The following is a 26,000-nucleotide window of genomic DNA, read 5'->3' as shown; positions in this document are numbered from 1 at the left end:
ATTTATCGCGTTCCCCTGTAGGAGCCGGCTTGCTGGCGAAGGCGTCCTTGAGCCTTGTGTTGATCTTTCGGACGCCTTCCCTGTAGGAGCCGGCTTGCTGGCGAAGGCGTCTTTGAGCCTTGTGCTGATCTCTCGGCCGCCTTCGCTGGCAAGCCAGCTCCTACAGGGATCGAGGCAACTGGTAAGACCGGTCATGCCAATTTTAGTTATTTCACTTGTCATCCTGAAAAAACCCAGCGTAAACTGGCCCTGCACTGGACATACCGGTAAGACCACAATAATTAAGTCCTGAATCTGATGCGCTCAAGCGTCGGCAGCCAGGACACCGACCAGGATTCCTCCCATGCTCAGATGGTGCTCGCGTTCAATCTTCCTCCAAGTGGTTCTCGGACTGGTGCTCGGCATCGTCTGCGGACTGACCCTTCCTGAATACTCGGCCCAGCTCAAACCTCTAGGCGATGGCTTCATCAAACTGATCAAGATGCTCATCGGTCTGATCGTGTTCTGCGTAGTGGTCAGCGGCATCAGCGGTGCCGGCGACCTGAAAAAGGTCGGACGCATCGGCCTCAAATCAGTCATCTACTTCGAAATCCTGACCACCATCGCCTTGGTGATTGGTCTGGTGTTCGCTTTCACCACCGGCATCGGCAGCGGCGCGAACATTCATCTGGATCAGCTTTCCGCTGCCGACATGGGCGACATCGCCCAGCGCGGTCAGCACATGCAAACCACCTCCCAGTTCCTGATGAACCTGATCCCGACCTCGGTAATCGGTGCCTTCGCGGAGAACAACATTCTGCAAGTCCTGCTGTTTTCAGTGCTGTTCGGCAGTGCGCTGAACCTGGTCGGCGAAGCAGCGTCGGGTATTTCCCGGCTGATCAATGAACTGAGCCACGTGATCTTCCGCATCATGGGCATGATCGTGCGTCTGGCGCCGATCGGTGTGTTCGGCGCCATCGCTTTCACCACCAGCAAATATGGCCTGGATTCGCTGCAGCATCTGGGCAGCCTGGTCGGCCTGTTTTACCTGACGTGCGTGGCGTTCGTGGCCTTGATTCTCGGCCTGGTGATGCGCCTGTCCGGCCTGCGGATGTGGCCGCTGCTCAAGTACCTGCGCGAAGAATTGCTGATCGTCATGGGCACCGCGTCTTCCGATGCCGTGCTGCCACAAATCATGCGCAAGCTTGAGCATCTGGGCATTGGCAGTTCGACCGTCGGACTGGTGATTCCTACCGGCTACTCGTTCAATCTCGACGGCTTCTCGATCTACCTCACCCTGGCCATCGTGTTCATCGCCAATGCCACCGGCACGCCGCTGGCCATGACCGACCTGCTGACGATTCTGCTAGTGTCGCTGATCACCTCCAAGGGCGCCCATGGCATTCCCGGCTCGGCGCTGGTGATTCTCGCGGCGACCCTGACGGCAATCCCGGCGATCCCGGTGGTGGGCCTGGTGCTGGTGCTGGCGGTGGACTGGTTCATGGGCATCGGCCGGGCGCTGACCAACCTGATCGGCAACTGCGTCGCCACAGTGGCCATCGCGCGCTGGGAAAAAGACATCGATATCGAACGGGCGAACAAAGTACTTTCCGGGCAGCTGGGTTATACCTTCCAGCCCAGGAAGCCAGTAGGCCCGGCGCATCAGCAGGAATTCTGAACAATCGCCGTGCCTGCCCACGGGCAGGCACGGCCCTCAATCGTTATGGATGCTCATGGAACCAACAGTGATCACCTCGTCGACCGTCGTGAATTCAGTCGTAGAAAAACTTCGGGCCGCTCTGGCCCGTGGTCAGTGGCGCTCCGGTGAAATGCTGCCGGGGCAACGGGAACTGGCCGAACAACTGGGCATCAGCCGCCCGAGCCTGCGTGAAGCAGTGACCGTGCTGGAGACCCTCGGACTGGTGCGCTCCATGCCTGGCAAAGGCGTGGTTGTGCTGGAAGCCAATCTGAGTGACAGCCAGACTCACGACAGCGCGGTGGCCGGGGCGAGCCTGGAAGACGTGCTGCAACTGCGTTATACCCTCGAGCCATTCATTGTCGGCCTGGTGGCACAGTCCATCAGCAGCAAGGAAATCGGGCAACTGCGCCTGACCCTCATGGATATGCGCGAAGCCCTGGAGGCCAACGACAGCGAAGCCGGAGTGAACGCCTACATCGCGTTCCACGAAGAACTGTTCACCCTGACCTCGAACCCGATTTTCCAGAGTGTGGTGCAGCAGACCAGTAACGCCCTCAAGCAAAGCGCCGAGGTGCTGCGCAATTCTCCGGAGCATCTGGCGGAACGGCTCGAAGAAAACGAAGCCGTGGTGCGGGCCATTCGCAGCAAAAACAGCGCCCAGGCCAGCGCCGAGATGCGTCGGCACATCCTTCGGGAAGGCCAGCGGATGGGCATCGAATTGAATATTCCGGACGACAACCTCGTCACTTGAGTCCGCTTCGAACTGGAGACAAGCCATGAACAGCTTCGCCTCACCGCAAATCCTCACTGCCCTGCCCTTCCCGCGAGCGGACACCGGGAAACCGTCACCGGATGATCTCTATTCACAGATATTCGATGCCATTCTCGAACAGCGCATCCATGCAGCCAGTCGCTTTACTGAAGACAGCCTGGCGCAGATGTTCAGCGCTCGACGCAGTGAGATTCGTAGCGCGCTGACGCAGCTGTCCCATCAGCAGATCATTATCCTTCGGACCAATCATCGTCCCCGAGTCGCCGCGCCCGATGCCGAGCAGACTCGGCAGACGCTGCATGCCCGACGGCTGACAGAAATCACCTTGGTACAGCTAGCCTGCCAGCAGCCTCAAGCGAGGGATGTGCAACGCCTGCGTGAACTGGTCAAGCGCCAACGCCAGTGCCTGGAGCGCGACCAGCGTGGCCCGGCGATTCGGTTGGCGGGGGAATTTCACCTGGCGTTGGCCGATATGGCGGGGAATGCACCGTTGGCGCATTTTCTTGGCAGTCTGGTGCCGCTGACTTCGCTGGCGATTGCGCAGTTTGATGCGCAGGCAGGCGGTGATTGCGTGTGGCAGGAGCACGCCGAGATTGTCGATGCAGTGGAGCGTGAGGATGCAGTAATGGCCGAAATGTTGATGAGCCGGCGTCTGGATCATCTTGAAGAAAGATTGCTGAACGCTGGTTCGTCGACCATTCGAACCCGTGCTGCCGGATAGATCGCCATAGTCAGAACGCCCACTGTAGGAGCTCGCTCGCGATGGACGTAAGAATAACGCGTTCACTCAGAAGAAACGCGTAATCGTTGACGTCCATCGCGAGCGAGCTCGCTCCTACAAGGGCGTTCCGATCCCTTAATCGGCTGCAACCCGCGCAAACCCTTCACGAATCTTCTCTTCCGGCAAATCATCGGCAATAAACACGATCACGCTTTCACGCGCCTCATCGTCAGCCCACTCCGTGTCCCAATCGAAGCCGTACAACTTCAAGACCCCCTGAAACACCATACGCCGCGGCTCACCAAGGATATTCAACACGCCTTTGTAGCGCAGCAACTGCTTGCCATGCTCTTCCAGCAGTTCGTTCATGAACTCGCTGAGCCTGTCGATATCCAGCGGCTTGTCAGTACGCAGCACCAGACTGGAAATGCGGTCGATGGAAGGCGCCTTGCTGACGGGCCGCAAACTCACGCCGCCTCCGAGGTCGGCATTGAGATTGAAACCGCGCACATCGAGCAATTGCGCCAGGTCGATCTTGCCGTGGTCGACCACGTGGATCGGCGCGCGACGGTTGATCCGGGTCAGGCGCTCACTCAATGCGGTGAAGGTCGCTTCGTCCACCAGATCGCGCTTGCTCACCAGCAGGCGGTCGGCGAAACCGATCTGGGCCTGGGCGATGGTCTGGGCCAGGTGTGTGTCGGCGTGCGCCGCGTCCACCAGGGTGATAATGCCATCGAGTATGTAACGCTCACGAAGTTCTTCGTCGATGAAAAAGGTTTGCGCCACCGGTGCCGGATCGGCCAGGCCAGTGCATTCGATCACCAGGCGGTCGAAGGCGATTTCACCGTTGTCCAGGCGTTCCAGCAGCAGGTACAGCGCTTTGGTCAGGTCGGTGTGGATGGTGCAGCAGACGCAGCCGTTGGACAGCGTCATGACTTGCACCGGTTCATCGCCCAATAGTTGGGTGTCGATGCCGGCGTCGCTGAATTCATTTTCGATCACGGCGATTTTCAGGCCGTGTTCGGTTTTCAGCAGGTGGCGCAGCAGCGTGGTTTTGCCGGCACCGAGGAAGCCGCTGAGGATCGTGACCGGGATAGGTGTGAGCAAAACAAAAATCTCCCATGCGCTAAAAAAACTGTAGGAGCCGGCTTGCCGGCGATGGCGTCCTTGAGATCGCTATCGCCAGCAAGCCGGCTCCTACAGGTTTGTGTTGCCTAGTGCTGCATTAGCAGCACTTGGGCCCACCCTTGCCACCGTAACGCGCTTCCTGACGTTCGCGGAAGAACATTTCGTAGCTCATCACCGGTTTGTCCGGGTGTTTGTTTTGCATATGCTCGACGTAGTTGTCGTAGTCGGGCATGCCGACCATCAGGCGCGCGGCCTGACCGAGGTATTTACCGAGGCGACTCAGGTCATTGAACATGTTTGCAATCCTCGATCAAGCATCGGGCTGGGCCTGGAACGGAGCTTCTTTATCCGTACGTTCCTTGGTGCCCCAGGCGGCGATGCCGACCTTGAGCGCATAGAACAGGATGCTGAACACCACGAACAGGAACAGCGCCGTCAGCGTGGCGTTGGTGTAGGCATTGAAGATCACGTGCTGCATTTGGGTGATGTCCTTGGCCGGGGCGAGGATCTGGCCGTTGGCCAGGGCATCGCTGTATTTCTTCGCCAGCGACAGGAAGCCGATCGCCGGGTTGGCGTCGAACAGCTTGATGAAGCCGGCAGTGGTGGTGCAAATCAGCAGCCAGACCGCGGGCACCATGGTGACCCAGACGTAGCGCTGGCGCTTCATCTTGATCAGCACCACCGTCGCCAGCATCAGTGCGATTCCCGCCAGCATCTGGTTGGAGATACCGAACAGCGGCCACAAGGTGTTGATGCCGCCCAGCGGATCGATCACGCCCTGATACAGCAACCAGCCCCACATGGCCACGCAACCGCCAGTGGCGATCAGGTTGGCGGTCCAGGACTCGGTGCGTTTCAGCGCCGGCACGAAGGAGCCGAGCAAATCCTGGAGCATGAAGCGTCCGGCACGGGTACCGGCGTCTACCGCGGTGAGGATGAACAGCGCCTCGAACAGGATCGCAAAGTGGTACCAGAACGCCATGGTGTTTTCACCCGGCAGGACACTGTGCAGGATCTGCGCGATACCGACCGCCAGGGTCGGCGCACCGCCGGCACGGGCCAGGACGGTGGTCTCGCCAATGTCCTTGGCCACCGCTTGCAGGGCTTCCGGGGTAATCGCAAAACCCCAGCTGCTGACGGTCTGTGCCACAGACACCACGTCACTACCGACGATCGCCGCCGGGCTGTTCATGGCGAAGTACACACCCGGTTCAATCACCGAAGCGGCCACCATTGCCATGATCGCCACGAAGGACTCCATCAACATGCCGCCGTACCCGATGTAACGGGCATGACTTTCATTGGCCAACAGTTTCGGCGTTGTGCCCGAAGCGATCAGCGCGTGGAAACCCGAGACCGCGCCGCAGGCGATGGTGATGAACAGGAACGGGAACAGACCGCCCTTCCACACCGGCCCGGTGCCGTCGATGAACTGGGTCAATGCCGGCATTTTCAGCTCGGGCATGGTGACCAGGATGCCGATCGCCAGGGCGACGATAGTGCCGATTTTCAAGAAGGTCGACAGGTAGTCACGCGGCGCCAGGATCAGCCACACCGGCAACACCGCCGCGACGAAACCGTAGCCGATCAGCATCCAGGTGATCTGCACGCCGGTGAAGCTGAACGCCTTGGCCCACACCGGGTCGGCGGCAATCTGCCCACCGAGCCAGATCGAACCGAGCAGCAGCGCCACGCCGATCACCGAGATTTCCCCGATGCGGCCCGGGCGGATGTAGCGCATGTAGATGCCCATGAACATCGCGATCGGGATGGTCGCCATCACCGTGAACATGCCCCACGGGCTTTCGGCCAGGGCCTTGACCACGATCAGCGCCAGCACCGCGAGGATGATGATCATGATCAGGAAGCAGCCGAACAGCGCGATGGTACCGGGAATGCGGCCCATTTCTTCACGGACCATGTCGCCCAGGGAACGGCCGTTGCGGCGGGTGGACAGGAACAGGACCATGAAGTCCTGCACCGCGCCAGCCAGCACCACCCCGGCAATCAGCCACAGCGTACCGGGCAGGTAGCCCATCTGTGCCGCCAGGACCGGCCCCACCAGCGGTCCTGCACCGGCGATGGCGGCGAAGTGGTGACCGAAAAGGATGTGTTTGTTGGTCGGCACATAATCCAGACCGTCATTGTTGATCACGGCGGGGGTGGCCCGTCGCGGGTCGAGTTGCATCACATTGTTAGCGATGAACAGACTGTAGTAACGGTACGCAACGAGGTAGATGGCCACGGCGGCGACCACGATCCACAAGGCGTTGATCGCCTCCCCTCGGCGCAATGCCACGACGCCAAGCGCGCACGCCCCCACGATTGCCAGCAACAGCCAGGGTATGTGGCGTAGCAGGCCATTATTATTTTTCATTTTATGATTCCAGCCAGGGTGGACAAGAAAGACAGCCATCCCGAGTTTAGCTCGCCTGACAACAAAGGCCATACTCCGATAGTGGCCTGGACGCCTGCCTGGCTCGCAGGCGTTGCCGTTACGGGTCTATAGTCAGCGAATATTTCGAGGATTGCGTCATGAGCGAGCACCCAGCCGATCACCGCCGCTTCAAACGTATTGCGTTCGATGCCCGAACCGAATTGGGCCAGGGGGCATTCATCTGGCCGGTGAAGCTGATCGACTTGTCACTCAAGGGGCTGTTGATCGAAAAGCCCGAACCGTGGCTGGGCAATCGGCAACAGGATTTTTTCGTCGACATTCACCTGACCGATGAAATCGACATCACCATGGACGTGCGCCTGACCCACGACGATCACGGCCAGCTCGGCTTCGTCTGCCGGCACATCAGCCTGGAATCCATTGAGCGTCTGCGGCGGTTGATCGAGTTCAATCTGGGGGACCCGCAGGAGCTGGAGCGGGAATTGGGCGCGCTGATCGAAATCTGACGGCCCTGCCCCTCCCACATGACCGTGTCTTGCCAGAATATTTATTCGAACAACGCGTCGAGGGCTTGTTCCAGACGTGTCACGGCAATAATCTGCAACCCGGGCGGTGCCTCCTTCGGCGCATTGCCCTTGGGCACGATGGCACGTTTAAAGCCGTGCTTGGCGGCTTCTTTCAAGCGCTCCTGGCCGCTCGGCACCGGACGCACTTCGCCCGACAGACCCACCTCTCCGAATACCAGCAAATCATGCGGCAGTGGCCGATTGCGCAAACTGGACATGACCGCTGCCATCAGCGCCAGGTCGGAGGCCGTTTCCAGCACCTTCACCCCACCGACCACATTGAGGAATACGTCCTGATCGTGGGTTGGAATGCCGCCGTGACGGTGCAGCACCGCGAGCAACATCGCCAGGCGGTTCTGATCCAGTCCCAGCGTGACCCGACGCGGGTTGGCCAGGTGGCTGTCATCCACCAGGGCCTGGACTTCAACCAGCATCGGCCGGGTCCCTTCCCAAGTCGCCATGACCACACTGCCAGGCACTTCTTCCTGGGCACGGGTCAGGAAAATCGCCGACGGGTTGGAGACTTCCTTCAAACCCTTGTCGGTCATGCCGAACACCCCCAGCTCGTTGACCGCGCCGAACCGGTTCTTCACTGCCCGCAACAGACGCAAGCGCCCATCGGACTCGCCTTCGAAATACAACACCGTGTCGACCATGTGCTCCAGCACCCGCGGCCCGGCCAATGCGCCTTCCTTGGTCACGTGGCCGACCAGGAAAATCGCCGTACCGCTCTGCTTGGCATAGCGCACAAGCAACGCTGCGCTTTCGCGAACCTGGGAGACACCACCCGGTGCCGATTGCAGTTGTTCAGTGAAAATCGTCTGGATCGAATCGATCACCATGACCTTGGGCTTTTCCTGCCGGGCCGTGGCGATGATGGTTTCGATGCAGGTTTCGGTCATGACCCGCAATTGATCCTGAGGCAAGCCCAGACGTCGGGCACGCATGGCCACTTGTTGCTGGGATTCTTCGCCCGTGACGTACAGGGCGGGCATGCTCTTGGCGAGATTGCACAAGGTCTGCAACAGAATGGTCGATTTGCCGATACCGGGGTCGCCGCCGATCAATACCACCGAACCGTCCACCAGGCCCCCGCCCAGGACGCGATCAAGTTCGCCGGACGCGGTGGAGAAACGTGGGATTTCCTCGACACTGACTTCGGCCAGGGTCCTGATCTGCGCCTGCTGACCCGTCCAGCCGGTGCGACCGCTGGGAGCTGCGGCGCCGCCGCTCTCGACCATGGTTTCCGTCAGGGTGTTCCAGGCCCCGCACTCTGCGCACTGGCCGGCCCACTTGGGAAAGGTTGAGCCGCACTCGGTGCAGCCGTACATGCGCTTGGCCTTGGCCATTTGAACTCCCGGCAAAAACCGCGATGATAGCTCAGCTGGACTGGATCAGCGCGATGCAGTTGCCCAGCGGGTCTGCTACACCAAGTTGCAGATATTAGGATACAGGCACCTTGTTGCAACTCGGCAAAAGCTATACAACTTGCACCTACACTCATACAAACAGCAGATATTACCCATAAAACACCCATCTAACTTATACCAATCCTTTCGGATTGACTTCTGAACGTACAATTTCGCCACAACAAGTCGAATCAATAAAACCTTTATCCAAACCTTGCAAACCGATCGGAAAAACTTAACTTGCATTTACCCTCACACAATCAGGTGCGGTCTGTTTGTCTGGATTTATCTAGCACTCCACTGCGCTCCGTAGAAGCCATTGAACGACGGAAAAAATGACCGAATGGGGTAGCGAAAACCACCCCGGGATAATCCGTTCCACGGGTTCCGCCGGCTTACAAATGATGGCACTTTGTAAACTTTTCACCAACAACCCGGTCGATAACAGACCAGCATTGTAAGCAGGTGTTTCGGACAAGAAGCATTTGGCTGAATTACACTGCTGGCACCTACCTCATCCGGAACAAGGAAATAACCCATGGGCGTGATCAGTGAGTTCAAGGCCTTCGCGGTCAAAGGCAATGTGGTCGACATGGCTGTCGGTATCATCATCGGTGCCGCCTTCGGCAAGATCGTTTCGTCGGCCGTCGGTGACGTGATCATGCCACCCATCGGCCTGTTGATCGGCGGGGTGGATTTCAGCGACCTGGCCATCACACTCAAGGCCGCCAACGGGGATGCCCCGGCGGTGGTGCTGGCGTATGGCAAATTCATCCAGAGCTTGATCGACTTCATCATCATCGCCTTCGCGATCTTCCTCGGCGTCAAAGCCATCAACCGCCTGAAGCGCGAAGAAGCCGTTGCGCCAACCCTGCCGCCGGTCCCGACCAAGGAAGAAGAGCTGCTGGGCGAGATCCGCGACCTGCTGAAGTCCCAGAACAATCGACCTTCGTGATGTGGGCATTGAAAAATGGCGCCTTCTGGCGTAATGCGGCCCACTGTAGGAGCGAGCTTGCTCGCGATGGACGTTAACGATAACGCGTGCTTATTGGTTAAACGCGGCGCTCTTTAGTCCATCGCGAGCAAGCTCGCTCTTGCAGGCGCCGTTTTTTACCAGTAGTTTTCCACCGCAACCTGTCCAGGTCGCCGGCTGAGACTCAAGTGCATGTGACGCTGTTTAAGCAATGTTCGCGTGTCATCGATCATCTGCGGGTTGCCGCAGAGCATGACCCGCGAATGCTCGGCCGTCAGCGTCACATCGGCCGCTTGCTCCAGCTCTCCATTTTCAATCAGCGTGGTGATCCGGCCACTCAAGGCGCCAGGGTGCTGTTCGCGAGTAACAGTGGCGATGAACCGCAACTTGTGCGCGTGCTCAGCTAAATAGTCACGCTGCGCCAAGCCTGCAATCAGCGCCTGATAAGCCAGTTCCCGGGCTTCGCGCACGCTGTAGACCAGGATGATTCGCTCGAATTTCTCCCAGACCTCGAAGTCCTGCAGAATCGACAGGAACGGTGCCAGGCCGGTGCCTGTGGACAACAACCAGAGGTCACGCCCGTCGATAAAGCGATCCAGTGTCAGGTAGCCAAAGGCCTGACGGTCGACCAACAGCGTATCGCCGACTTCCAGCCGGCTCAGTTCACTGGTGAATTCACCCCCCGGCACCACGATCGAGAAGAACTCAAGGAATTCGTCATAGGGTGACGAAACCATGGAGTAAGCGCGCCATACCGTGCTGCCGTCAGCCTTGGTCACGCCTAACCGGGCGAATTGCCCCGCTCGAAAGCGAAACCCCGGATCCCTGGTGGTCCGCAGGGTAAACAGGTTGGGGGTCAACGGCTGAACGTCGAGCAAGGTCTGGCGCGTGAATTTTTCTACACTGGCGGTCATGGATCGCTCCCTACAACTGATAGCGTCCAGTGTCCCGCAAAACAAGACCATTAAACACCGACGATTTGTAGTGCCTTTTATTAACGAGAATTGATTACACGTTTTCACAATTTTTTCACAACTCCCTGCGTCCACGCAGTAACAGTCAAATCATATTAAACGCGTCATTTACCTCCGTGTTGTATTAGAACTGGATATTTAGTTTTTAATGTACCAGCAATCTAAAAATTCTCACCGCGCAGTAGGATTCGTCCTACACTCGGTGCGTGCCGGATCTCGGATCCAATTTGGCGCCAACCCCGATAATAATGGAGACCCATGATGGAAAGGTGGATGGAGTCACAATTAAACCAACTGTCGTGCACAACGGAGATTGATACCGCCTACCGCATCGCACTTGGTTTCGCGAAAAATATAGGATTCAAATTTTTCGCATTTTCAACAACTTATAAAACCAGCCTCGACCAATACGACACTATCAAGATCAATAACTACCCTGCGGCCTGGAACAAGGAATACGAACAGAAACAAATGAGAGCAATCGATCCAGTAGTGGCTCATTGCAATCATTCCACATTGCCGGTTCTTTGGAGTGAAGAGCTCTTCGCTACCGTTCCAACACTGTGGGAAGCGCTTGAAACCCAGGGCCTGCAGCACGGCTGGTCACACGCCATTCATGACGAGGACCGCGAGTTTTGCAGCATTCTGAGCCTGGCTAGAAGCCATTGCCCGATCACTGCGTTCGAGCTATATGAACATCTCGGCTTTTCAGTCTTCATGGGCCGCCATCTGCATGCCTTGATCTCGCAGACCTTGCCAAAAAAAGCCACGGCACCGCCCGCTTCACATTTGTCCGACAGGGAAATCGACGTGTTGAAACTGGCAGCCGATGGCAAGACTGCTTATGAGAGCGCCAGAATTCTCAACCTCAGCCCACGCACCATCAATTTTCATGTGCAGAGCGCGATTGTGAAACTCCGCGTCAACAACAAGATTGCGGCAGTCATCACCGCAACCAAGGAAGGCTATCTCAGTAGCAATACGATGCGATGATTGATAAAACTTGCGAGTAATCCAAAAGAAAAAAACGTACCATTTGCGGTCCTTCCTGAGTGATGACGTGCGAAGCTCACGACGAAGTACGCTCGGATGGTCTCGCGCGCTACAAAAGCCCCCCGGGTCGCGGGAGACCTGTTGATTGCCCCTGTTGATTTCCCAGAGTCCCCGCACCATGCCCTTGCTCGAAACACCCTTCGCCCGACTTGACCTGATCCGCCAGCCCGAACAGCAGAACGAACCGCTGCAGGCGTTTGATGCCGCGGATGAATACCTGCTCACTTATCTGGCCGAACAGCAACCGGGCGCAGACTCTCGAGTGCTGGTGCTCAACGACAGCTTCGGCGCATTGGCCGCCAGTCTGCAGGGCAAGGTCCGGGTGATCAGCAGCGGCGATTCATTCCTGGCCTTTCAAGGGCTGGAAAAGAATCTGATCCGAAATGGCGAGGCATTTGATGCGGTGCCGAGCGTCCCTGCCAGCGAAGCGCTCACGGGTCCGTTTGACCGGGTATTGATCCGGGTGCCGAAAACCCTGGCCTTGCTGGAGGAGCAACTGATCCGCCTGCAGGGCCAGTTGGCACCGGGCGCCCAAGTGATTGCCGGCGCCATGATCAAGCATCTGCCCCGCGCGGCGGGCGATCTGCTGGAGCGTTACATCGGGCCGGTGCACGCCTCGCTGGCGGTGAAGAAAGCCCGGCTGTTGATCGCTGACGCTGAGGCCAAAGTGCCCGCTGTCTCGCCCTACCCGACTCGCTATCGACTCGACGAACCTGCGATCGAACTGCTCAACCATGCCAACGTGTTCTGCCGTGAAGGGCTGGATATCGGCACGCGGGCCTTTCTGCCGCACTTGCCCAGGAACCTCGGCGCGGCACGGGTCGCCGACCTCGGTTGCGGTAACGGTGTTCTGGCCATTGCCAGCGCCCTGCAAAACCCTGAAGCCCTTTACACGCTGGTGGACGAGTCGTTCATGGCCGTGCAATCGGCGACCGAGAACTGGCACAAGGCGCTGGGTGATCGGCCAGTCATCGTGCGTGCCGGCGATGGTTTGGCCGGGCAGGAACCCCAGTCTCTGGACGTGGTGCTGTGCAACCCGCCGTTTCACCAGCAACAAGTGGTCGGCGACTTCCTGGCCTGGCGGATGTTCCAACAGGCACGTGAAGCCTTGGTGGTGGGCGGCGCGTTGTACATCGTCGGCAACCGTCACCTGGGTTATCACAGCAAGCTCGCGCGCCTGTTTCGCGGAGTCGAACAAGTGGCCGCCACGCCCAAGTTCGTGATCCTCAAGGCCCGAAAATAATCCCGAAGAAAAACCCTCCGCTGGTGGAGGGTTGAAAATCCGCGCCGCAAGGCAACGGGACGGGATGTTGCGCAATCAGTGAGTCGACAAGCCCGCGGCGTTCATGAACATGCGCATCAGGCTGGCGACGATAAATAGCGCCACGACGCTGCCGGTCCAGATCATCGCCAGCCAGCCCAGTCGTTGCCACAGCGGCTTTTTCTCTGCTGCTTCGATTTCCTGCAAGGAATGTTTGCCTGCCATCATCGTGATCTCCTCTGAAACGGCGCAGGTATCAGGCCTGCGCCATTACCTCTAGTGGTAGCCATCTTCGTGGGTGACCTTGCCCCGGAACACGTAGTAGCTCCAGAAGGTGTACCCCAGGATGAACGGGATGATGAACAACGTTCCCACCAGCATGAAGCCCTGGCTTTGTGGCGGGGCTGCGGCGTCCCAGATCGAGATCGAGGGCGGCACGATGTTCGGCCACAAGCTGATACCCAGACCGCTGTAGCCGAGGAAAATCAGCACCAGTGTCAGCAGGAACGGCGTGTAATGCGCATTGCGGGCCACGGCGCGAATCAATCCGTACAGGGTCACCAGCACCAGGATCGGCACCGGCAGGAACCAGAACAGGTTTGGCAGGCTGAACCAGCGAGCGGCGATGTCGGCGTGAGCCAATGGCGTCCAGATGCTGACGATACCGATCACTGCCAGCAGCACGAACGCCAGTGGCCGCGCCAGGTCATGCATCTGTTCTTGCAGTTTGCCTTCGGTTTTCATGATCAGCCAGGTGCATCCGAGCAGCGCATAAGCCACCACCAGCGCCGCACCGCAGAACATCGTGAACGGCGTCAGCCAATCCAGCGAGCCACCGGCGAACTGACGATTTTCCACCGGAAACCCATCAATGAACGCACCGAGCGCCACGCCCTGGAAGAACGTGGCGGCAATCGAGCCGCCAATGAACGCCTTGTCCCAGAGGTGGCGCTTGTGGTCCTTGGCCTTGAAGCGGAACTCGAAGGCCACGCCCCGGAAAATCAGGCCGATCAGCATGAAAATCAGCGGCAGGTACAAGGCCGAGAGCACCACCGAATAGGCCAGCGGGAACGCGCCAAACAACGCCGCCCCCCCCAGAACCAGCCAGGTTTCGTTGCCGTCCCAGACCGGCGCGACAGTGTTCATCATGACGTCACGGTCGGTCTTGCCCTTGATGAACGGGAAGAGAATGCCAATGCCCAGATCGAAGCCGTCCATGACCACGTACATCATGATGCCGAAGATGATGATCACGGCCCAGATCAGCGGAAGATCGATACCCATGATTCAAATCTCCTTGGTCAGGCTGGAGCGGTTGTCAGCGTCGTCGTTGTCTTCGTCGGCAGCGGACAGCGGACGAGCCGGTGTGCGTTTCTGGCCAGGGCCCCCTTCGTTGGTTTCCTTGCCTTCGTCGATCTTCGGCCCTTTGCGCACCAGGCGCATCATGTAGCCCAGACCGGCACCGAACAGCGCGAAATACACCACCACGAACAGGACCAGCGTGATGCTCATCTGCATGAAGCTGTGATTGGAGGAGGCATCCGCCGTGCGCATCAGGCCGTAGACCACCCACGGCTGACGGCCGATTTCAGTGGTGAACCAACCGGCGAGGATCGCGATCAGGCCAGACGGCCCCATCCACAACGCCAGGTACAGGAACGGTCGCGAGGTATACAGCTTGTCGCTTTTGCGCAGCCACAGGCTCCACAGACCGGTAAAGATCATCAGCATGCCCAGCCCCACCATGACCCGGAACGACCAGAACACGATGGTCGAATTCGGCCGATCCTCAGGCGGGAACTCCTTGAGCGCCGGCACCTGCTTGTCCAGTGAGTGAGTCAGGATCAGGCTGCCCAGGTACGGAATTTCTACCGCGAATTTGGTCCGCTCTTCTTTCATGTCCGGCCAGCCGAACAGAATCAGCGGGGTCGGCTCATCGCCATGGTTTTCCCAGTGACCTTCGATCGCGGCAATTTTCGCCGGCTGATGCTTGAGCGTGTTGAGCCCGTGGAAGTCACCGATGACCGCCTGGATGGGCGCCACGATCAGGGCCATCCACATGGCCATCGAGAGCATGGTGCGGATCGCCGGGTTGTCCTTGCCGCGCAGCAAATGCCAGGCCGCCGAGGAGCCGACGAAAAATGCGGTCGCGACGAATGCTGCCGTCGCCATATGCATCAGGCGGTAGGGGAACGACGGGTTGAAGATCACCGCCAGCCAGTCCACCGGAATCACCTGGCCATTGACGATTTCGTAGCCCTGCGGCGTCTGCATCCAGCTATTGGAGGCAAGAATCCAGAAGGTCGAGATCAGGGTGCCAATGGCGACCATGACCGTCGAGAAGAAGTGCAGGTTGCGCCCGACCTTGTTCCAGCCGAACAGCATCACCCCCAGGAAACCGGCTTCGAGGAAGAACGCCGTCAACACCTCGTACGTCAGCAACGGCCCGGTCACGGCACCGGCGAAGTCCGAGAAACGGCTCCAGTTGGTGCCGAACTGATAGGCCATGACCAGCCCCGAGACCACGCCCATGCCGAAGTTGACGGCAAAGATCTTCGACCAGAAGTGGTAAAGGTCGCGATACGTGTTGTTGTTGGTTTTCAGCCACAGCCCTTCGAGCACCGCCAGGTAACTCGCCAGGCCGATGGTGATGGCCGGGAACAGAATGTGGAACGAGATGGTGAACGCGAATTGGATTCGGGCGAGATCAAGAGCCTCCAAACCGAACATAAGTCTTCCTCTGTCAGGTAATACCGGCTGAAGGCCTGCGGCCTGCACCCACTGCCCCCACGGATATGGAGTGTGGCGAATTCGAATTCGTTCTTTTTTTGCAAACATCACAACGTAGGGAGTCTGGCCATCTGGCCACCGGATCATTTCCACCAAGGGTCTTGATCTGGATCAAGCAACGTTGAAAGAGTAGTCCGCTTTTTGGCGATGGACGCTGTGGTCTTTTGCCGCGTGACAGGTTGCCTCACTGACCCGGGCCAGACATATCGGTGTCTAGCTAACTAAATCTTCCAGCCTTGCAACTTCTGGTTACAGGTTGGTGATAATCTCGCCCTTCCCTTTGCCCGGATTTGCCCTCCGATGCCCAGCCAAGCGCCCTTGCTGTTACGTCATCACCGCCCTTTCATCGCGTTCTGGCTGGCCCGGGTGTTTACCGCCAGCGGCTTTCAGATGCTCACCGTGGCCATCGGCTGGAACCTGTATCAGCTGACTGGCAATGTGCTCGACCTGGGCCTGGTCGGCCTGGTGGAATTTGCCCCGCGGGTGCTGTTCATGCTGCATACCGGGCATGTCGCGGACCGTTATGACCGGCGCAAGGTCGCGGCAATCTGCCAGTCCCTGCAAGCCCTGATCGCCCTGTCCCTGGCCATCGGCAGTGCGACCGATCATGTCACCCGGGAAATGATCTTCATCCTCGCGTTCCTGCTCGGTGCCGCACGTTCCTTCGAAATGCCGACCACCCAGGCCCTGTTGCCAAGCATCGTGCCCAGCGCGTTGTTTCCCCGTGCCGTCGCGGCCGCCCAGTCCGCCCAACAATCGGCGACCATCGTCGCCCCGGCCCTCGGCGGCTTGCTCTACGCCTTCGGCAGTGTCTGGGTGTATGGGCCGACCGTGATCCTCTACGTCATCGCCTGTGGACTGATGCTCAACCTGCCCGGCCGGCAGACACCGCTGAACAAGGGCAAGGCCACCCTGGATTCGTTGCTGGCAGGCATCCGCTTCATTCGTAGCCGTCCGGATATCCTCGGGGCGATTTCCCTGGATCTGTTTGCAGTGCTGCTCGGTGGCGCGACTGCGCTGCTGCCCGTGTTCGCCAAGGACATTCTGTTGACGGGCCCCTGGGGCCTGGGCCTGTTGCGTTCAGCCCCGGCGGTGGGGGCGCTGCTGATGTCGCTTTGGCTGGCGCGGTTTTCCGTGGATCGCAAGGTCGGACGAGTGATGTTCACCGCGGTGGGCGTGTTTGGCGTGGCGACTATTGCGTTCGGCCTGTCGACGTCCTTCTGGTTTTCCCTCGCGGTCCTGGTGGTACTGGGCGCCGCGGACATGATCAGCATGGTGATCCGCGCCTCGTTCGTGCAACTGGAAACCCCGGACGAAATGCGCGGCCGGGTCAGCGCCGTGAACGGCCTGTTCATCGGCGCCTCGAACCAGTTGGGCGAGTTTGAATCCGGCCTGACCGCCCATTGGTTCGGCACGGTGCCGGCGGTGGTCATGGGCGGCATCGGCACGCTGGTGGTGACCGGGGTCTGGATCAAGCTGTTTCCGACCTTGGCCAACCGCGACCGCATGCATGTGCCGGCGGAAGAAGCCCGGGCCTAAAGCAGTTTGTCCAAGGTGATCGGGAAATCCCGCACCCGTGTGCCGGTGGCGTGGTAGATGGCATTGGCCACGGCTGCCGCCACCCCGACGATGCCGATTTCGCCCACCCCCTTGGAACCCAGGGCGTTGACGATCTCGTCGTGTTCTTCGACAAACAGTACGTCAATGTCGCCGATGTCGGCGTTTACCGGGATGTGGTATTCGGCCAGGCTGTGGTTCATGTGACGGCCCAGCGCGTGGTCGGTTTGAGTCTCTTCGTGCAAGGCCATGCCAATGCCCCAGACGACCCCACCAAGGATCTGGCTGCGGGCCATTTTCGGGTTGACCACCCGGCCTGCGGCAATCGCACTGACCACCCGGTTGACCTTGACGATGCCCAGGTCCTCGTCGACCAATACCTCGACGAACACCGCCGAGTGAGTCGCGGTGGCATAGGCTTCGCGTTTCTTGTCGGGCTCGGCATCCACCTGGACCTCAATCACCTCTTCCCCGCTGTCCCGTGCCAGCTCGGCCAATGCCACCCGTGCCTCGCCGAAGGACACATGCCCTTCTTCGAAAACCGCCTGCTCCGAGGTCACGCCAGCGAACGCCGCAGATGTCTGCCGGGCGATTGCCAGCAGCTTTTCCTTTAATGCTTCGCAGGCCTGCTGCACCGCGGTGCCCACTGACGAGACAGTGAACGATCCTCCCTGTAACGGCGCTGTCGGCAATGAGGAGTCGCCGAGGATAAAGGTAACATCCTTCACCGGAACGCCCGAGGCCTGCGCGGCGATTTGCGTCATCACCGTGTAAGTGCCGGTGCCGATGTCTGTCGTTGCACTGCTGACCGTCAGTTTGCCGTGGTGATCGAGACTGGCTTTGGCACTGGCCTTCTGCTGCATGGCCTCCCAGACACCACCGGCCATGCCCCAGCCAACCAGCTGCCGGCCCTGGCGCATGCTGCGGGGTTCGGCATTGCGCTGTTCCCAGCCGAAGCGCTTGGCGCCTTGGGCATAACACTCGCGCAGCGCCTTACTGGAATACGGTTTGTCTTCGTTCTGATTGCGTTCGGCATAATTGGTCAGGCGCAACTGCAGAGGGTCGATCGCCAGGGCGCAGGCCAGTTCATCCATGGCGCACTCCAGGCCGATCAGCCCCAGCGCCGCACCCGGCGCGCGCATGTCCAATGGCGTGAACACATCCAGCGGCAGCAATTTGTAGGTCAACTGCACGTTGTCGCAGTGATAGAGCATGCCGCTCCACTCCACCACATGCTCGGTGAAATCTTCGAATCTGGAGGTCTGGCCAATGGCGGTATGGGCGATCGCCAGCAGACGACCATTGGCTGCCGCTCCTATTTGCAGACGCTGCAACGTGCGGGGTCGGTAGCCGAACGTGAACAACTGCTGCCGGGTCAGCGTCACACGCACCGAGCGCTTGAGCGACAGCGCCGCCATCACCGCCAGTACAAGTTGATATTGCGGGCGCAATCCCGAGCCGAACGCGCCGCCGACATAAGCCGCGAAAATTCTGACTTGCTGTTTCTCGAGTCCAAAGACCTTTTGCACATAGGACTGACAGTTCTGCGTACCTTGGGTCTTGTCGTGGATGTGCAGGCTGCCATCGGCCTGATACAGGACAGTGCTGGCATGCGGCTCCATCGGGTTGTGATGTTCGATCGGCGTGCTGTAGTTCAGGTCCAGGCTGATGGCCGCGCCGGCAAATTCCTCCTGAAAATTCCCACGGGGTTTGGGCAGTTCGGCGGGGGCCTCGCGGGCTTCACCTTGCAGCGTCAGCAGATCGGTCTGATGCTCTTCAGATTCGTATTCGATCACCACCAGTGAACCGGCATACCGCGCCAGTTCAAGGTTATCGGCGATCACCAGCGCCAGAGGTTGGCCGCTGTATAGAACCCGGTCGTTGTACAAGGGGCGGAACGGCGAACCTTCTGCCGCGTCGGCGTCCTCGTAGGGCTCGTCGTAGCTGGCGATTTTCGGCCGGTTCGTGTGATCGATGACCGCGATCACACCAGGCAGCGCCAATGCCTTCGACGCATCAATCCGGACCACCCGCCCCCTGGCGATGGTGCTGGAAACAACGCTGCCGTGAAGCAGGCCTTCCTCGGGAAACTCGCCCGCGTACCGTGCCTGCCCGGTCACTTTCAGCTGGCCATCGACTCGATCCAGCGGCTGGCCCATGGGTTGCGTGAATTTATTCATCGGAGTGCCCTCCCCGCGCGGCATCGCTCAGGGCGCGGACGATGGCCCGCCGCGCCAGTTTGACTTTAAACGCGTTGTGCTCCAGCGGTTCGGCGTTTTGCAGCAGGGTATCGGCGGCGGCAGTGAAGGTTTCACGGCTGGGCGCCTTGCCCGCCAGCCAGCTTTCGACGGCCTTGTCGCGCCAGGGTTTGTGCGCCACGCCACCGAGGACCAGCCGCGCTTCACGAATGACGGGCCCGGTCATCTCGAACGCCGCGGCCACCGAAACCAGCGCAAAGGCATAGGACGCGCGATCGCGAATCTTCAGGTAATGACTGTACTCGGCGAAACCGGCAGCGGGCAGTTCAATGGCCGTAATCAGCTCATCGTCGGCCAATTGGTTATCACGCTCCGGAGCCTCCCCGGGCAGACGGTGAAAATCGGCAAACTCGATGCTGCGCGCACCACCACGACCCTGCACATGGACCACCGCCTCCAGCGCCGCCAGGGCCACGCACATGTCTGATGGATGGGTGGCGACACACTGCGCACTGGCGCCAAAGATGGCGTGGATTCGATTCAGACCATCCCGAGCCGGGCAACCGCTGCCGGGCTCGCGTTTATTGCACGGCACGCTGGCGTCGTAGAAGTAATAGCAACGGGTACGTTGCAGCAGATTGCCGCCCGTGCTCGCCATATTACGCAATTGCGGCGATGCGCCCGCCAGGATGGCCTGGGACAACAGCGGGTAACGTTGCTCGATCAAGGGGTGCCAGGCCAGGTCGGCGTTGCTGACCAGGGCGCCGATCATCAATCCTCCCTTCTCCGTTTCGCTGACTTCACGCAGGGGCAGGCCGGTGATATCGATCAGGTGCTCGGGTCGGGTGACGTTTTCCTTCATCAGATCCAGCAGATTCGTACCGCCCGCGATGAAACGCGAGGAGGGACCTGCGAGATGTACGGCATCCTGCACCGAATCCGGCTTGCTGTAGTGGAAAGGATTCATAGGCCACCTCCTTGCCCGACACCTTGCCGGCAAGCGGGAAGCGCCTCCTCGACGGCATCGCGAATGTTGTTGTAGGCACCGCAGCGGCAGAGGTTACCGCTCATCCCTTCCCGAATCTGCTCGCAGGTCCGCGCTCGGCCTTCATTAGCCAGTCCCACCGCCGAGCAAATCTGCCCTGGCGTGCAATAGCCGCATTGAAAGGCGTCATGCTTGATGAAGGCACGCTGCATCGGGTGCAGTTCATCACCGTTGGCCAGGCCTTCGACCGTGACCAGTTCGGCACCGCCGCACATCACCGCCAGCGTCAGGCAGGCGTTCACTCGCTTGCCATTGAGCAACACCGTGCAAGCGCCACATTGCCCGTGGTCGCAGCCTTTTTTCGTGCCCACCAGGTCCAGTTGCTCACGCAGCAAGTCCAGCAATGTGGTCCAGGGCAGGACTTCGAGCTGACGGTGCTGACCATTGAGGCTCAGATTCAGCGGGAGACGGGCGAATGACGGCTGCGCAGCGTCGGGAGTGGTCGCGCTCATAAACACCTCACGATTTGGTCGTACGTTCGCGGCGTTTTCGCAAACCGCCGTCATATGGGGTACGACTTCGGGAAAGGTGAGAGTGTTCAAGGGAATTGATGAGCGCAGGAAACAGCTGAATCCCACGCGAGGGTATCGGCAAGGCGCGGTTCTGGCTGGGGGTGCAAACCGACTACGACCTCTGGCAAGCGAAGCACCGTGGGCAACCGGTCATCGAACCCTCCACGCCTGATCCTCTATACCACCAATTCCCCTGCCACCACAGTCCGCGTGGCCTTGCCGCAAAGTTGCTCCACCAGCGTCAGGGCAAACGCCAGTGCGGCACCCGAGCCCTGGGCGGTGATGCAGTTGCCATCGACGACCACCGGCTGGTCGATGAAGTTGCAACCCGATAGTTGATGGCTGGCCGATGGCAGGCAGGTCATGCGTCGTTGGCGCAGGACGCCAAAGGCTTGCAGCGCCAGTGCCGGGGACTCGGCGATGCCCGCGAACAGGCGCCCGGCCGCCGCCTGATCCTTGACCAATTGTTGCAAGGGTTGATGCGCCGCCAGATGTTGCGCACCCACGGCCCCACCGGGGAGTACGATCAGATCGAACGGCTGGGCCAGCAAGTCCACCAGCATCGCGTCGGACGTCACTCGGGTGCCACGGGCACAGGTAAGCATGCGCCGCCCCTCGATGCTGGCCACCACCACCTCGACGTTGGCACGGCGCAGCACATCGATCAGGGTCACTGCTTGCAGGTCATCGATGCCCTCGGCGAGGGTAATCAGAGCTCTTGAAGTCATGGGCACAGTCCGCTGAATGATCCTTAAAGCGTAGTCCAGCTTTCCCCGCGCTCGTTCGAGCCTGCCGCTACTTGATGTAAAGCTGCGTCGATAAGGTGTTGCCCGGGGCGTTGATCGAGGTATTGCTGAAGGTGAAGGTTCCCTCCTGCTTGCCCGCCAGATCGAAGACATACAAATAACCGACCGTTTTTTTCCCTACGGTGCATTCGGTCAGGTTGCCATTATCAAAAGCACATATCGGGGTTCGGGTGCCGTTCACCTCAAAACCGTCCAGCCCGACGTGCGCCCCACGACCGTAGCCGACTTCCAGCACGTAGACCCTGATGTTCGCACCGCTGTGATCACAGCGAGTCTGTTCCTGCCCCTGTGCAATGCTTTCAAAACCACAGCCCGGCGACTCGACCTTGAGCACCTGCACCTGACTCAACGGCGGCGCCGATGCAGCCGAGGCGATTGGCGCCCCCGCGAACAGGACCATCAAGAATCCGGTCACCAGCCCTTTTTCCATGCAATACATAAGTCCCCCCAAAGCAGCGCGCAGTATGGCTCATTGGGCTTTAACGCAAAACATCGACGACGATCGCAGCCATAAGCAGCCATAACCCCACGCTGCTGGTATGATGCGCGGCTTTTTCCGACCTGCAGCAAATTACCGGGCGCCTGCGGTGGTCTGTGCTTTGCTGTTGAAGTCGATACATTCACGGCGCCTGGCGCGCCACGGGGAGCAGACATGCTGGAAAGGCTGTTTCAACTCAAGGCACATAACACCAACGTGCGGACCGAGATTCTGGCGGGCGTCACGACCTTTTTGGCCATGGCCTACATTCTGTTCGTCAACCCGAGCATTCTTGGCGAAACTGGCATGGACAAGGGTGCGGTGTTCGTCGCGACCTGCCTGGCAGCCGCCATCGGTTCCACCGTGATGGGCCTGATCGCCAACTACCCGATCGCTCTCGCGCCGGGCATGGGCTTGAACGCCTTCTTCACCTATACCGTGGTCCTGAACATGGGTCACACCTGGCAAGTAGCGCTGGGCGCGGTGTTCATCTCGGCGGTGATGTTCTTCCTGCTCTCGATCTTCCGTATCCGTGAATGGATCGTCAACAGCATCCCGTTGCCCCTGCGTTCGGCCATTGCCGCCGGTATCGGCCTGTTCCTGGCGCTGATCGCCCTGCACAACGCCGGCATCGTCGTCAGCAACCCGGCGACCATGCTCGGCCTCGGCGACCTCAAGCAACCGGCACCGATCCTCGCCACCCTGGGCTTTGCCCTGATCGTCGCCCTCGAAGCCCTGAAGGTGCGCGGCGCCGTGCTGATCGGCATTCTGGCGGTGACTATCACCTCCATTGCAATGGGCTTTACCCCGTTCGGCGGTGTCATGTCGATGCCACCGTCGCTGGCGCCGACCTTCCTGCAACTGGACATCAAGGGCGCATTGGACATCGGTCTGGTCAGCGTGATTTTCGCGTTTCTGTTCGTCGACCTGTTCGATAACTCTGGCACCCTGATTGGTGTGGCCAAGCGCGCCGGCCTGATGAGCAAAGATGGCCACATGCCAAAAATGGGGCGCGCCCTGATTGCCGACAGTACGGCGGCCATGGCCGGTTCCCTGCTGGGGACTTCAACGACCACCAGCTACATCGAATCGGCTGCTGGCGTGAGCGCCGGTGGCCGCACCGGCCTGACCGCTGTCGTGGTTGCGGTCCTGTTCCTGCTGGCGTTGTTTTTCTCGCCATTGGCCGCCAGTGTTCCGGCGTTTGCCACGGCACCTGCCCTGCTGTTCGTCGCGGTACTGATGACATCCGGCCTGGCCGAAATAGACTGGGACGACATCACCGTTGCTGCACCGGTCGTGGTCACTGCCCTGGCCATGCCATTCACTTATTCCATCGCCAACGGCATCGCCTTCGGTTTCATTTCCTGGACCGCGATCAAACTGCTGTCCGGTCGCGGCCGTGAGTTGAATTCGGCGCTGGTGATCCTGTCGATTCTGTTCGTGATCAAATTGGGTTGGTTCAACGCATGACTTTTGATACCCAGGCTTACGCCGTTCAGCTCGAAGAAAAGGTCACGCGCCTGCGTGATCTGCTGGCCCCGTTCGATGCGCCAGAACCTGCCGTGTTCGACTCGCCGCTGCAGAACTTCCGCCTGCGCGCAGAGTTTCGCTTGTGGCGCGAAGCCGGCGAGCGTCACTACGCGATGTTTTCCCTGGAAGACAAACGCACGCCGATTCTGATCGAAGAATTTCCGATCGCCAGCGTGCGCATCAATCAGTTGATGCCGCAGCTCAAGGCAGCCTGGCAGGCCAGCTCAGCCTTGAGTCACAAGTTGTTCCAGGTGGAGTTCCTGACCACCCTGGCCGGCGATGCAATGATCACGCTGTGCTATCACCGTCCGCTGGACGAGCACTGGCACGCAGCCGCCTCGACACTGGCAGCCGAGCTGAATGTCAGCGTCATCGGCCGCTCCAAGGGCAAGCGCGAAGTCATCGGTCATGATTACGTGATCGAGAAACTGGAGGTCGGTGGCCGCACGTTCAGCTACCGCCAGCCGGAAGGCGCGTTTACCCAGCCCAACGGCACCGTGAACCAGAAGATGCTCAACTGGGCCTATGACGCGCTGGGTGATCGATCTGACGATTTGCTGGAACTGTACTGCGGCAACGGCAACTTCACCCTGCCGCTCGCGACCCGCGTGCGTAAGGTGCTGGCCACCGAAATCAGCAAGTCCTCGGTCAATGCGGCACTGAGCAATCTCAGCGATAACGCGGTGGATAACGTCACCCTGGTGCGTCTGTCCGCCGAGGAACTGACCGAGGCGTTGAACGAAGTGCGCCCGTTCCGTCGTTTGCACGGCATCGATCTGAAAAGCTACGAGTTCGGTAGCGTCTTCGTCGACCCGCCGCGTGCCGGCATGGACCCGGACACCTGCGAGCTCACCCGGCGCTTCGATAACATCCTCTATATTTCCTGCAACCCGCAAACCCTCGCGGCCAACATCGCCCAACTGCACGACACCCATCGCATCACCCGTTGCGCGATGTTCGACCAGTTCCCGTGGACCCATCATATGGAATCCGGAGTGTTGTTGACTCGTCGTTGATTGCCATTGCCCCATACGAATCAGCCGTCATCACGACGGCTTTTTTGTGGGCGCTCAAAATGCCGATTTGTCCGAACCGGGCAGCCAGTCCAGATGCCCTGTATTTGTGTGGCGGAATTTGATAAACACAGTATCAACCACTCCATTTGATCCCTGGTGTAATCAATCATGCAGCGTCAATTCGACGATCTTCAACTGGGCAGCATCGAGCTGTTTTGCCTGGCCGCCGAAGCGGGTAGCTTCACCGCTGCCGCGCTGGTGGCGGGCGTGACGCCGGCAGCCGTGAGCCGATCGGTGTCGCGCATGGAGGAACGCCTGGGCGTCCGGCTGTTTGCGCGCACCACTCGCAGCGTAAAAATGACCGACAGCGGCCGACGGTATTACGAGGAGTGTCGTCAGGCGCTGGCGCAACTGGTCGAGGCCCAGCGCGAGGTCATGGGCCAGCAGCAGGAGCCTTCCGGCACCTTGCGCATCAGTATCCCCACCACCTATGCCCATCACCGCATCCTGCCGTTGCTGCCGGCGTTTCGGCAACGCTTCCCGGCGGTGAAAGTCGAGTCGCACATCAGCAATCGCAACATTGATTTCGTTGGCGAAGGCTATGACATGGCCATCCGCGTGCGCGCGATTCCGGATTCCGGCCTCATCGCCCGTCACCTGGAAGACGCAACGCTGGTGATGATCGCCAGTCCCGACTACCTGAAACGCGTCGGTACCCCGCAAACCCTGGACGACCTGGCGCAGCATGAATGCATTCAGTACGAACTGCCCAGCAGCGGCCGGCGCATTGCCTGGTTGTTCAACGAAAACGGTGTGCAGCGAGAGATTCTTGCCGAGGGCAGCCTCAGTTGTTCCGACGACGTGCTCGGTGGCGTGACCCTGGCCAAACATGGGGCGGGGCTGTTTCAGACGTATCGCTTCATCGTCGAAAACGAACTGGCCGATGGTTCGCTGGTGGAAGTGCTGAAGCCTTACGGCGGGCGTTCGCGGCCATTCACTCTGCTCTACCCGCAAAGTCGCCATATGCCCCTGCGATTGAGGGCTTTCATCGATTTTCTGGTCGAGCATCTTCCGCGCTGAAAATATCGCAGCCTGCGGCAGCTCCACATTTGGAATGCGTTCTCCTGTAGGAGCT

At 59.7% G+C, this 26,000-nt stretch carries 24 protein-coding genes and 1 pseudogene; 12 read left to right on the top strand and 13 right to left on the bottom strand.

Going from position 1 to position 26,000, the window contains the following annotated elements:
• Positions 1-343: 343 nt before the first annotated feature.
• The 3 genes from F8N96_RS06990 (at position 344) to F8N96_RS06980 (ending at position 3,171) form a co-directional block, all read left to right on the top strand.
• The gene (locus F8N96_RS06990) at positions 344-1,657 is read left to right on the top strand and encodes a C4-dicarboxylate transporter DctA (protein ID WP_150797192.1); all 1,314 of its coding nucleotides are present in this window, start codon (positions 344-346) and stop codon (positions 1,655-1,657) included.
• A gap of 67 nt (positions 1,658-1,724) precedes the next feature.
• On the top strand, positions 1,725-2,429 hold the full coding sequence (locus tag F8N96_RS06985; RefSeq protein ID WP_064675797.1) for a FadR/GntR family transcriptional regulator: 705 nt from the start codon (positions 1,725-1,727) through the stop codon (positions 2,427-2,429).
• A 25-nt stretch (positions 2,430-2,454) separates the two neighbouring features.
• Complete coding sequence (locus F8N96_RS06980) at positions 2,455-3,171, top strand: GntR family transcriptional regulator (RefSeq protein WP_150797191.1); 717 nt, start codon at positions 2,455-2,457, stop codon at positions 3,169-3,171.
• A 135-nt stretch (positions 3,172-3,306) separates the two neighbouring features.
• Here F8N96_RS06980 and yjiA read toward each other — a convergent pair whose 3' ends face one another.
• The 3 genes from yjiA to F8N96_RS06965 form a co-directional block, all read right to left on the bottom strand.
• The gene (gene yjiA, locus F8N96_RS06975; RefSeq protein WP_150797190.1) at positions 3,307-4,278 is read right to left on the bottom strand and encodes a GTPase; all 972 of its coding nucleotides are present in this window, start codon (positions 4,276-4,278) and stop codon (positions 3,307-3,309) included.
• 118 nt (positions 4,279-4,396) lie between these two features.
• Positions 4,397-4,594 (bottom strand): YbdD/YjiX family protein, encoded by a 198-nt coding sequence (locus F8N96_RS06970; RefSeq protein ID WP_054616680.1) that lies wholly within the window; start codon positions 4,592-4,594, stop codon positions 4,397-4,399.
• 15 nt (positions 4,595-4,609) lie between these two features.
• Positions 4,610-6,676: a carbon starvation CstA family protein gene (locus tag F8N96_RS06965; protein WP_150797189.1), complete on the bottom strand. Its 2,067-nt coding sequence runs from the start codon at positions 6,674-6,676 to the stop codon at positions 4,610-4,612.
• A 158-nt stretch (positions 6,677-6,834) separates the two neighbouring features.
• On the opposite strand from F8N96_RS06965, the gene F8N96_RS06960 reads away from it, so the two are divergent.
• Positions 6,835-7,203 carry a PilZ domain-containing protein gene (locus tag F8N96_RS06960; RefSeq protein ID WP_150797188.1) on the top strand — a complete coding sequence of 123 codons (369 nt, stop codon included), beginning with the start codon at positions 6,835-6,837 and terminating at the stop codon, positions 7,201-7,203.
• Positions 7,204-7,244: 41 nt separating this feature from the next.
• On the opposite strand, the gene radA is transcribed toward F8N96_RS06960, so the two are convergent.
• Positions 7,245-8,612, bottom strand: a complete 1,368-nt coding sequence (gene radA, locus F8N96_RS06955) for a DNA repair protein RadA (RefSeq protein ID WP_150764930.1) — start codon at positions 8,610-8,612, stop codon at positions 7,245-7,247.
• A gap of 598 nt (positions 8,613-9,210) precedes the next feature.
• On the opposite strand from radA, the gene mscL reads away from it, so the two are divergent.
• Complete coding sequence (gene mscL, locus F8N96_RS06950) at positions 9,211-9,627, top strand: large-conductance mechanosensitive channel protein MscL (RefSeq protein ID WP_150797187.1); 417 nt, start codon at positions 9,211-9,213, stop codon at positions 9,625-9,627.
• A gap of 155 nt (positions 9,628-9,782) precedes the next feature.
• On the opposite strand, the gene F8N96_RS06945 is transcribed toward mscL, so the two are convergent.
• A complete protein-coding gene (locus F8N96_RS06945; protein WP_150797186.1) occupies positions 9,783-10,559 on the bottom strand; it encodes a ferredoxin--NADP reductase in 777 nt (258 codons plus the stop codon).
• 321 nt (positions 10,560-10,880) lie between these two features.
• Between F8N96_RS06945 and F8N96_RS06940 the strand changes: the two genes are divergently transcribed.
• Both F8N96_RS06940 and F8N96_RS06935 read left to right on the top strand, forming a co-directional pair.
• Positions 10,881-11,612, top strand: coding sequence for a helix-turn-helix transcriptional regulator (locus tag F8N96_RS06940; protein ID WP_150797185.1), 732 nt, complete (start codon positions 10,881-10,883; stop codon positions 11,610-11,612).
• A gap of 178 nt (positions 11,613-11,790) precedes the next feature.
• Positions 11,791-12,915, top strand: a complete 1,125-nt coding sequence (locus tag F8N96_RS06935) for a methyltransferase (RefSeq protein WP_150797184.1) — start codon at positions 11,791-11,793, stop codon at positions 12,913-12,915.
• Positions 12,916-12,990: 75 nt separating this feature from the next.
• Here the strand turns inward: F8N96_RS06935 and F8N96_RS06930 are convergent, their stop codons facing one another.
• Genes F8N96_RS06930 through F8N96_RS06920 form a run of 3 tightly spaced genes read right to left on the bottom strand, consistent with a single transcriptional unit; the run spans position 12,991 to position 15,663 of the window.
• Complete coding sequence (locus tag F8N96_RS06930) at positions 12,991-13,158, bottom strand: DUF2474 domain-containing protein (protein WP_064680606.1); 168 nt, start codon at positions 13,156-13,158, stop codon at positions 12,991-12,993.
• Positions 13,159-13,209: 51 nt separating this feature from the next.
• Positions 13,210-14,217: a cytochrome d ubiquinol oxidase subunit II gene (cydB, locus tag F8N96_RS06925; RefSeq protein WP_150797183.1), complete on the bottom strand. Its 1,008-nt coding sequence runs from the start codon at positions 14,215-14,217 to the stop codon at positions 13,210-13,212.
• A 3-nt stretch (positions 14,218-14,220) separates the two neighbouring features.
• Positions 14,221-15,663: a cytochrome ubiquinol oxidase subunit I gene (locus F8N96_RS06920; protein ID WP_150797182.1), complete on the bottom strand. Its 1,443-nt coding sequence runs from the start codon at positions 15,661-15,663 to the stop codon at positions 14,221-14,223.
• A 360-nt stretch (positions 15,664-16,023) separates the two neighbouring features.
• Here F8N96_RS06920 and F8N96_RS06915 point away from each other — a divergent pair, with 360 nt between their 5' ends.
• Complete coding sequence (locus F8N96_RS06915; protein WP_150797181.1) at positions 16,024-17,262, top strand: MFS transporter; 1,239 nt, start codon at positions 16,024-16,026, stop codon at positions 17,260-17,262.
• Here the strand turns inward: F8N96_RS06915 and F8N96_RS06910 are convergent.
• From F8N96_RS06910 to F8N96_RS06900, 3 genes are read right to left on the bottom strand one after another with little or no spacing between them, the layout of a single operon-like run.
• Positions 17,259-19,460: a xanthine dehydrogenase family protein molybdopterin-binding subunit gene (locus tag F8N96_RS06910; protein WP_150797180.1), complete on the bottom strand. Its 2,202-nt coding sequence runs from the start codon at positions 19,458-19,460 to the stop codon at positions 17,259-17,261. The genes F8N96_RS06915 and F8N96_RS06910 overlap by 4 nt on opposite strands.
• A complete protein-coding gene (locus F8N96_RS06905) occupies positions 19,453-20,445 on the bottom strand; it encodes an FAD binding domain-containing protein (RefSeq protein ID WP_150797179.1) in 993 nt (330 codons plus the stop codon). The genes F8N96_RS06910 and F8N96_RS06905 overlap by 8 nt, the downstream gene beginning before the upstream one ends.
• Complete coding sequence (locus F8N96_RS06900) at positions 20,442-20,975, bottom strand: (2Fe-2S)-binding protein (RefSeq protein WP_150797178.1); 534 nt, start codon at positions 20,973-20,975, stop codon at positions 20,442-20,444. Before F8N96_RS06900 ends, F8N96_RS06905 begins: the two co-directional genes overlap by 4 nt.
• A 119-nt stretch (positions 20,976-21,094) precedes the next feature.
• Between F8N96_RS06900 and F8N96_RS35310 the strand changes: the two are divergent.
• A pseudogene (locus F8N96_RS35310) lies at positions 21,095-21,196 on the top strand (addiction module antidote protein, HigA family); the annotation flags it as partial.
• A 15-nt stretch (positions 21,197-21,211) separates the two neighbouring features.
• Here the strand turns inward: F8N96_RS35310 and F8N96_RS06890 are convergent.
• Both F8N96_RS06890 and F8N96_RS06885 read right to left on the bottom strand, forming a co-directional pair.
• Positions 21,212-21,763, bottom strand: coding sequence for a DJ-1 family glyoxalase III (locus tag F8N96_RS06890; RefSeq protein ID WP_150797177.1), 552 nt, complete (start codon positions 21,761-21,763; stop codon positions 21,212-21,214).
• A gap of 67 nt (positions 21,764-21,830) precedes the next feature.
• Positions 21,831-22,271 (bottom strand): DUF4879 domain-containing protein, encoded by a 441-nt coding sequence (locus tag F8N96_RS06885; protein WP_150797176.1) that lies wholly within the window; start codon positions 22,269-22,271, stop codon positions 21,831-21,833.
• 222 nt (positions 22,272-22,493) lie between these two features.
• Here F8N96_RS06885 and F8N96_RS06880 point away from each other — a divergent pair, with 222 nt between their 5' ends.
• From F8N96_RS06880 to F8N96_RS06870, 3 genes are all read left to right on the top strand, one after another.
• Positions 22,494-23,789: an NCS2 family permease gene (locus F8N96_RS06880; RefSeq protein WP_150797175.1), complete on the top strand. Its 1,296-nt coding sequence runs from the start codon at positions 22,494-22,496 to the stop codon at positions 23,787-23,789.
• Positions 23,786-24,865, top strand: a complete 1,080-nt coding sequence (gene trmA / locus F8N96_RS06875) for a tRNA (uridine(54)-C5)-methyltransferase TrmA (RefSeq protein ID WP_150797174.1) — start codon at positions 23,786-23,788, stop codon at positions 24,863-24,865. The genes F8N96_RS06880 and trmA overlap by 4 nt, the downstream gene beginning before the upstream one ends.
• 168 nt (positions 24,866-25,033) lie before the next feature.
• Positions 25,034-25,945, top strand: coding sequence for a LysR family transcriptional regulator (locus F8N96_RS06870; RefSeq protein WP_150797173.1), 912 nt, complete (start codon positions 25,034-25,036; stop codon positions 25,943-25,945).
• The last annotated feature ends 55 nt before the right edge of the window (positions 25,946-26,000 follow it).

The sequence above is a fragment of the Pseudomonas fluorescens genome, assembly GCF_902497855.1.
GTDB classification, from domain to species: domain Bacteria; phylum Pseudomonadota; class Gammaproteobacteria; order Pseudomonadales; family Pseudomonadaceae; genus Aquipseudomonas; species Aquipseudomonas fluorescens_BI.
The sequence above is the reverse complement of the archived record's forward strand: the minus strand, read 5'-3'. Positions and strand labels throughout refer to the sequence as shown.

Excerpts from the sequence above, each read along its gene's own strand:
- F8N96_RS06990 (WP_150797192.1), top strand. The coding sequence starts at position 344 with ATGCTCAGATGGTGCTCGCGTTCAATCTTCCTCCAAGTGGTTCTCGGA.
- F8N96_RS06980 (WP_150797191.1), top strand. The coding sequence starts at position 2,455 with ATGAACAGCTTCGCCTCACCGCAAATCCTCACTGCCCTGCCCTTCCCG.
- F8N96_RS06970 (WP_054616680.1), bottom strand. The coding sequence starts at position 4,594 with ATGTTCAATGACCTGAGTCGCCTCGGTAAATACCTCGGTCAGGCCGCG.
- F8N96_RS06965 (WP_150797189.1), bottom strand. The coding sequence starts at position 6,676 with ATGAAAAATAATAATGGCCTGCTACGCCACATACCCTGGCTGTTGCTG.
- F8N96_RS06960 (WP_150797188.1), top strand. The coding sequence starts at position 6,835 with ATGAGCGAGCACCCAGCCGATCACCGCCGCTTCAAACGTATTGCGTTC.
- radA (WP_150764930.1), bottom strand. The coding sequence starts at position 8,612 with ATGGCCAAGGCCAAGCGCATGTACGGCTGCACCGAGTGCGGCTCAACC.
- mscL (WP_150797187.1), top strand. The coding sequence starts at position 9,211 with ATGGGCGTGATCAGTGAGTTCAAGGCCTTCGCGGTCAAAGGCAATGTG.
- F8N96_RS06945 (WP_150797186.1), bottom strand. The coding sequence starts at position 10,559 with ATGACCGCCAGTGTAGAAAAATTCACGCGCCAGACCTTGCTCGACGTT.
- F8N96_RS06940 (WP_150797185.1), top strand. The coding sequence starts at position 10,881 with ATGGAAAGGTGGATGGAGTCACAATTAAACCAACTGTCGTGCACAACG.
- F8N96_RS06935 (WP_150797184.1), top strand. The coding sequence starts at position 11,791 with ATGCCCTTGCTCGAAACACCCTTCGCCCGACTTGACCTGATCCGCCAG.
- F8N96_RS06930 (WP_064680606.1), bottom strand. The coding sequence starts at position 13,158 with ATGGCAGGCAAACATTCCTTGCAGGAAATCGAAGCAGCAGAGAAAAAG.
- cydB (WP_150797183.1), bottom strand. The coding sequence starts at position 14,217 with ATGGGTATCGATCTTCCGCTGATCTGGGCCGTGATCATCATCTTCGGC.
- F8N96_RS06920 (WP_150797182.1), bottom strand. The coding sequence starts at position 15,663 with ATGTTCGGTTTGGAGGCTCTTGATCTCGCCCGAATCCAATTCGCGTTC.
- F8N96_RS06915 (WP_150797181.1), top strand. The coding sequence starts at position 16,024 with ATGCCCAGCCAAGCGCCCTTGCTGTTACGTCATCACCGCCCTTTCATC.
- F8N96_RS06910 (WP_150797180.1), bottom strand. The coding sequence starts at position 19,460 with ATGAATAAATTCACGCAACCCATGGGCCAGCCGCTGGATCGAGTCGAT.
- F8N96_RS06905 (WP_150797179.1), bottom strand. The coding sequence starts at position 20,445 with ATGAATCCTTTCCACTACAGCAAGCCGGATTCGGTGCAGGATGCCGTA.
- F8N96_RS06900 (WP_150797178.1), bottom strand. The coding sequence starts at position 20,975 with ATGAGCGCGACCACTCCCGACGCTGCGCAGCCGTCATTCGCCCGTCTC.
- F8N96_RS06890 (WP_150797177.1), bottom strand. The coding sequence starts at position 21,763 with ATGACTTCAAGAGCTCTGATTACCCTCGCCGAGGGCATCGATGACCTG.
- F8N96_RS06885 (WP_150797176.1), bottom strand. The coding sequence starts at position 22,271 with ATGGAAAAAGGGCTGGTGACCGGATTCTTGATGGTCCTGTTCGCGGGG.
- F8N96_RS06880 (WP_150797175.1), top strand. The coding sequence starts at position 22,494 with ATGCTGGAAAGGCTGTTTCAACTCAAGGCACATAACACCAACGTGCGG.
- trmA (WP_150797174.1), top strand. The coding sequence starts at position 23,786 with ATGACTTTTGATACCCAGGCTTACGCCGTTCAGCTCGAAGAAAAGGTC.
- F8N96_RS06870 (WP_150797173.1), top strand. The coding sequence starts at position 25,034 with ATGCAGCGTCAATTCGACGATCTTCAACTGGGCAGCATCGAGCTGTTT.